Annotated in this window: 6 protein-coding genes, 1 tRNA gene and 1 pseudogene; 5 read left to right on the top strand and 3 right to left on the bottom strand. The window is 70.7% G+C overall.

Going from position 1 to position 5,593, the window contains the following annotated elements; genetic code table 11:
* The 3 genes from ACLBYE_RS29235 to ACLBYE_RS29225 all read left to right on the top strand — a co-directional run.
* Window positions 1–179: transposase (locus ACLBYE_RS29235; RefSeq protein ID WP_447693614.1), on the top strand; the 179-nt coding region annotated here is incomplete at its 5' end.
* Window positions 180–297: 118 nt separating this feature from the next.
* Window positions 298–374, top strand: a tRNA-Pro gene (locus ACLBYE_RS29230).
* A gap of 25 nt (window positions 375–399) precedes the next feature.
* Window positions 400–711: an ETC complex I subunit gene (locus tag ACLBYE_RS29225; protein ID WP_020090615.1), complete on the top strand. Its 312-nt coding sequence runs from the start codon at window positions 400–402 to the stop codon at window positions 709–711.
* A 16-nt stretch (window positions 712–727) separates the two neighbouring features.
* On the opposite strand, the gene ACLBYE_RS29220 is transcribed toward ACLBYE_RS29225, so the two are convergent.
* Complete coding sequence (locus tag ACLBYE_RS29220) at window positions 728–1,186, bottom strand: nucleoside deaminase (RefSeq protein ID WP_091925371.1); 459 nt, start codon at window positions 1,184–1,186, stop codon at window positions 728–730.
* Window positions 1,187–1,279: 93 nt separating this feature from the next.
* On the bottom strand, window positions 1,280–2,347 hold the full coding sequence (locus ACLBYE_RS29215; protein WP_447696836.1) for a spore photoproduct lyase family protein: 1,068 nt from the start codon (window positions 2,345–2,347) through the stop codon (window positions 1,280–1,282).
* A 306-nt stretch (window positions 2,348–2,653) separates the two neighbouring features.
* Here ACLBYE_RS29215 and ACLBYE_RS29210 point away from each other — a divergent pair, with 306 nt between their 5' ends.
* A complete protein-coding gene (locus ACLBYE_RS29210) occupies window positions 2,654–4,567 on the top strand; it encodes a putative bifunctional diguanylate cyclase/phosphodiesterase (RefSeq protein ID WP_447696835.1) in 1,914 nt (637 codons plus the stop codon).
* A gap of 42 nt (window positions 4,568–4,609) precedes the next feature.
* On the opposite strand, the gene ACLBYE_RS29205 is transcribed toward ACLBYE_RS29210, so the two are convergent.
* Window positions 4,610–4,834 carry a hypothetical protein gene (locus ACLBYE_RS29205; protein ID WP_447680948.1) on the bottom strand — a complete coding sequence of 75 codons (225 nt, stop codon included), beginning with the start codon at window positions 4,832–4,834 and terminating at the stop codon, window positions 4,610–4,612.
* Between the two features lie 279 nt (window positions 4,835–5,113).
* Between ACLBYE_RS29205 and ACLBYE_RS29200 the strand changes: the two are divergent.
* Window positions 5,114–5,593 (top strand): annotated as a pseudogene (locus tag ACLBYE_RS29200) (collagen-like protein); the annotation flags it as partial.

The following is a 5,593-nucleotide window of genomic DNA, read 5'->3' as shown; positions in this document are numbered from 1 at the left end:
GCAAGGATCAGCCCCGCCAGCTCGATTTCGACAAACCCGCCTACCGCCAGCGCAACAAGGTCGAGCGGTTGATCGGCCGGCTCAAGCAGTATCGCCGCATCGCCACCCGCTACGAGAAGCGAGCCGCGAACTACCTCGCTATGGTCACGCTCGGCATGACCATGCTCTGGCTCAGATGACTTTGCAGAGACGCCCTAGGCCGCGGCGGAGGGTCTATCCCGGAAGCGTCGGCGCGCGCCGCGCCGCGCCTTGCGGGGGAACGGCGGAACCGCTACGGCATTGAGGCCGTGTGGCAGTCGGGGTGTGGCGCAGTCTGGTAGCGCACCTGGTTTGGGACCAGGGGGTCGTAGGTTCGAATCCTATCGCCCCGACCATTCGATCAGGAGCTTGTCGAGTCAGATGCCGAGCGCCCGCATCTTCCGTCCGTCTCGGGACGCCACGCAGTCGGGCCTCGCCCGGACCAAGCAGTGGATCCTGGAGTTCGACCGGACCAGCCCGCGCGAGATCGATCCGCTGATGGGGTGGAACGGGTCCTCGGACATGCTCCAGCAGGTGCGCCTGGAATTCGACACCGAGGAGGAGGCCGTGGCCTACGCGAAGCGCGAGGGGATCGCCTACCGCGTCGAGCAGCCGGCCAAGCCCGTCCAGCGCAAGGGCCTGTCCTACTCGGACAATTTCAAGTTCAACCGCACGGCGCCCTGGACCCATTGAGGCCGTCGCCGCCGCGTCAGGCCTCGCGGCGCGCCTTCCACGCCGGGTAGGGCGAATCGCCCGGCGGACGCAGCTGCGTGACGCGCATCGGCTGCGCGTCGAGGGGCTGGCAGAGCTCGGCGTAGATCGACGCGCTGCCGGCGCCGTAGGTCTCGGCCTCCTCGGCCGAGAAGGCGAAGTAGCCCTCCTTGAAGCCGGCCAGGCGCATCGCGGCGTGGCACATCGGGCACGGGCGGCCGCTCGCGTACATCACGCAGTCGCCGAGGTCGCGGCGGCCGAGGAGGCGGCTGGCCTCGCGCAGCGCCACCATCTCGGCATGGGCGCTGGGGTCGTTGGTCGCGTGCACGGTGTTGGCCGCGCGGACCAGCACGGTCCCCTCCCGCACGATGACCGCGCCGTAGGGCGCACCGCCCGCCTCGACATTGGCGGCGGCGAGGGCCACCGCCTCGCCGATATGGTCCTCGTGCGTCGACATGGATGGGCTCGACATGGACGCGCTCGACATGGCTGAGCTTTCCTCCGCTGGCGCGCCAACGCCGCGCGCGGCCGGAAGTTCAGCGCTCCGCGCTCAGAACGCGTAGCGCACCGTGCAGTAGGGCATCGTCTCGGCGAGCAGGGCCTTGAACCGGGCGAGCCAGCGGCCCTTCCAGCCGGCCCGGTAGCGCAGGTTGGTGCCCCCGCCCTCCGAGACCTTCGCCTCCTGGATGTCCGGCCGCCAGAGCAGGTCCTCGGCCTTGGGGTGCCAGCCGAGATTGACCGCGTGCAGATCCGCGTTGTGGGTCAGCATGATGATCTCGCACTTGAGCTGCGCCTTGGCGGCGTCGGACAGCGTCGCGTCGATCTCGGCGAACAGCGCCCGCCAGTCGGCCTCCCAGCCCTCGTAGAGGATGACGGGCGAGAAGTTGGCGTGGACCTCGTAGCCGGCGGCCACGAACTCGTCGATGGCGGCGATCCGCTCGGCGATCGGGGCGGTGCGCACGTCCACGATCCGGGCGATCCGCGCCGGCATGAGCGAGAAGCGGACGCGCGTCTTGCCCTGCGGATCGTAGGCGAGGAGGTCGCGGTTGACGGCCTTGGTGGCGAAGGAGGCCTTGGCGTTGGGCAGGGTGCGGAACAGCGCGACCAGGGCGCGCACGCCGTCGCTCACCGCCGCGTCGACCGAGAGGTCGCCGTTCTCGCCGATATCGTAGACCCAGTGCTCCGGATCGATCGGGTCCGGCTCCGGCAGGCGTCCCTGGCGGCCGGCGTGGCGGGCGATCGCCGCGCAGGCCTGCTCGAGGTTCACGAACAGCGAGATCGGGTTGGAGAAGCCCTTGCGGCGCGGCACGTAGCAGTAGGCGCAGGCCATCGCGCAGCCGTTGGAGGTCGAGGGCGCGATGAAGTGGGCGCTGCGGCCGTTGGGGCGCATCGCGAGGCCCTTCTTCACGCCGAGGACCAGCGTCGAGCGCTTGATCCGCACCCAATCCTCCACCGAGCCGGCGTTGCCGTGGAGTTCCGGGATGTTCCAGTGCGACGGCACGACGATGCGCGCGGCGTCGGGAAAGCGCGCCAGGATGTCCCGGCCCAGCGGGAAGTCGCCGACAGTGGGCTCGTGATAGATCGTCCGGATATCGAGCAGGTCGCGGGTCAGGGCCATGGACGATCCGGGGCCCGGAAGCGGCCCGGGACCCGATATGGTGCGCGTCGACGCGGCCGGAATGCCTTGCGACCCGGAGTCTCTCTTCGAGCGGCGCGCGAAAAGCTCGGGATCGGGCGCGGCGGGCGTTGATCGTTCAACGATATCTTACGATTCGGTGCCATGAGTCACTCACCTTCGAGTGGACGTGCGATGATCGTTCGGGACCAGGAGAGATCCGAGCCGGGTTCACCCGGCTCCGGTGAATCTCTCGACCCTGCAGATCCGAGGTGGGGCGCGCTGATCCGGCGGGATCAGCTGGAGGCCATGCGCGGGAGCGTGCTGGCGGCCATCCCGGTCAACATGCTGCTCGGCGTGGCGAGCATGCTCGTCGCCTACAGGAGCGGGCACGGCACCGTGGGGGCCATCTGGTTCGCGGCGTCGACCAGCGTCAACCTCCTGCGAATCGCCCTCTGCCGGATCCCCTGCCTCGGCCTGGCGCTGACCGCCGACATGACGCCGAGCCTGGCCGCGGCCGCCGCGCGCTCCGTCGACCGGCACCTGCGCGTCTTCACGGTCGCGGCGTTCCTCTCCGGACTGATCTGGGCCTGCCAGCCGCTCCTGTGCGACGGCTACACGACCGCCGAGACCCTGTTCTACCTGACGATCACCTGCGGCGTGACCGCGGGGGCGGTGACGCACGGGATCGCGTACGCGCGCATCCCCCTCGCCTTCATCGCCCTGCCGCTGCTGTCCGTCGTGGCCTGCCTCGCCTATGCCGGCGACTTCGACCGGAACTGCCTCGCGGCCTGCGTGCTGCTCTACTTCCTCGCCCTGACGCACACGGCGTTCCGCAGCGAGTCCGTGTTTCGCGAGGCGAGCCGGCTCAAGAACGAGGCCCACGCCCTCGCCCGGTCCCGCGCCGAGGCCCATGCCAGCGCTAGCGCCCTCGTGGACGAGATGCGGTGGCGCGCCACGCACGACGATCTCACCGGCCTGCTGAACCGCGCGGGCTTCCTCCAGGCGACGGAGAACCGGCTCCGCACCGGGACTCTCAGCCTGCTGATGCTCGACCTCGACGGGTTCAAGTTCGTCAACGACGTCTACGGCCACAAGGCGGGCGACCGGGTGCTCGTCGAGGTGGCGCGCCGGCTGAAGGACGCGCTGCCGGAGAACGGTCTCGCGGCCCGGCTGGGCGGCGACGAGTTCGCGGTGCTGTACGATCCCGTGACCTCGGGCGTGCCCGACGACGTCATGGCGGCGAACCTCATCGCCGCGGTGTCCCAGCCGTTCGACGGCTTCGACGCGGGCCGCCTCGGGGTCAGCATCGGCGTCCACGCGAGCGCGGAGCCGAGCTTCACCGAGATGCTGAGCTGCGCCGACGAGGCGCTCTACGCCGCGAAGGCCGCCGGGCGGAACCGCTACCGGGTGTTCGATTCGGGGCTGCGCGAGGGGCTGCAGATGCGGCGGGACTTGGAGCGCGACCTGTCGCAGGCCCTGGTCGAGAACGCCCCGAAGGTCTGGTTCCAGCCGATCTACGCGGCCGATGGCCGGACCCTGGTCGGACTGGAAGCCCTGATCCGCTGGGAGCATCCGCGGCTCGGCTGGATCGCGCCGCCGGACCTGATCGCCGCCGCCGCGATGGCCGGCCTGACCGAATCGCTGCTCCGCTACATCCTCGAGCAGGTCTGCGCGATGTTGGAGATCCTGCATCGCCGCGGCCTGAGCGGCGTGCGCGTGGCGATGAACGTCTCACCCCGGGAGATGGCGCAGGTCCCGGTGGACGAGATCGTCATCGGGCGCCTGAACCTCCTTGGCCTGCCGCCCACCATGCTGGAGATCGAGATCACCGAGGAGACGGCCCTCGACATCGGCGCTGTGCAGGGCAAGCTGCAGGCGCTGTCCCGCGCCGGCATCCGGGTCGCCCTGGACGATTTCGGCATCGGCTACTCGTCGCTCTCCTCGCTGCGCCAGCTCAAGGCGGACCGGATCAAGATCGACCGGAGCTTCGTCACGGGCCTCGGGGCGAGCGACGACAAGCGCGGGCTCGTCCTCGCCGTCCTCGGCCTCGGCCGGCTGCTCGGGCTCGACGTGGTGGCCGAGGGCGTCGAATCGGCCGAGGACCTGAACATCCTGCAGGCGATGGGCTGCCCGTTCCTGCAGGGCTACCATCTCGGCCGCCCGATGCCCGTGGAAGCCCTGGAAGCCACCCTGCTCAGCACGCGCATCGCCGCGGCCTGAGCCGGTGCCGGCGCGCGGAGGCGTCAGGGCCGCGCGCGCGGCTCAGAAGCGCCCGGCATCCGCCGGATCGCGGCGCATCAGCCGGCGCGCCGCCGCGCGCCACAGGCGGTCCGGCATCCCGTAGAGCCAGACGAGCGCCGCGCACCCGGCGATCGCCAGCAGGAACAGCCAGGCCAGCGCCTCGAGGATGGGTCCCGGCGGCGTTCCGGACTCGGTCCGGTCGTACCAGAGCGGGTCCGTGTCCCAGGGCGGATCGTCGTTGTCCACGGCAGACCCCTCCGCCGCGGGTCCGAACGTGGCCCGGGGCGCTCGCGCGGCGGTGACCGGTGAATCGGTCCGCGCCGCTCCTCTGCCGGCCCGGTCCGCACACGCCTGACCCGGTCCAGCGCGGTCACGCTACAGGCCCCGCCGCGCGCCCTTCGAATACCCATTTCGGACTAAGGCCTTCGACCGGCCGCGCTTTTCCACATCCAACTTTCTCCGCAATTTATTGCTTAGTTTGCGGGCTATGGCATTCTGACCGTCTAAAAGACTGCGTGACCTGCCATGAGATCTGCCAAGCGCCTGTGGCGCGAGCGCTGGGCGCTGTGTTCGATGCTGGCCCTGTCGGCCGCCTGCGGGCTGCCGGCGCGGGCGGCGGACATGCGCATCGAGGCCGCCAAGATCACCGGCGGTGATCTCTGGATCATCGGTTACGCCGACGATCCGGGGGTGGAGATCACGCTCGACGGCCAGTTCCCGCACCGGACCGACAGCCGCGGCTATTTCGAGTTTCGCGTCGTCTACCATCCGGCCACCTGCATCGCGACGCTGCGGACGCCGAAACAGACCCGCAGCATCGTGGTCGGCGAGTGCGGCCAGCAGGGACCGCAGGCGCCCGGGCTCGCCGGCCCGGCCGGCCCGCGCGGCGAGACGGGTCCCCGGGGTGAGGCCGGGCCTCCCGGCGAGCGGGGCGCGATGGGACCGCCCGGGCCGCCCGGACCGCAGGGGCCAGCCGGCGCGGAGGGCGTCGCCGGACCGCCGGGC

It is taken from the genome of Methylobacterium sp. A52T (assembly GCF_053346095.1).
This window is presented reverse-complemented; position numbering and strand designations above follow the sequence as displayed.

Bases quoted from the DNA above. Each gene is read 5' to 3' on its own strand.
- ACLBYE_RS29220 (WP_091925371.1), bottom strand. From the start codon at position 1,186: ATGTCGACGCACGAGGACCATATCGGCGAGGCGGTGGCCCTCGCCGCC.
- ACLBYE_RS29210 (WP_447696835.1), top strand. From the start codon at position 2,654: ATGCGCGGGAGCGTGCTGGCGGCCATCCCGGTCAACATGCTGCTCGGC.
- ACLBYE_RS29225 (WP_020090615.1), top strand. From the start codon at position 400: ATGCCGAGCGCCCGCATCTTCCGTCCGTCTCGGGACGCCACGCAGTCG.
- ACLBYE_RS29215 (WP_447696836.1), bottom strand. From the start codon at position 2,347: ATGGCCCTGACCCGCGACCTGCTCGATATCCGGACGATCTATCACGAG.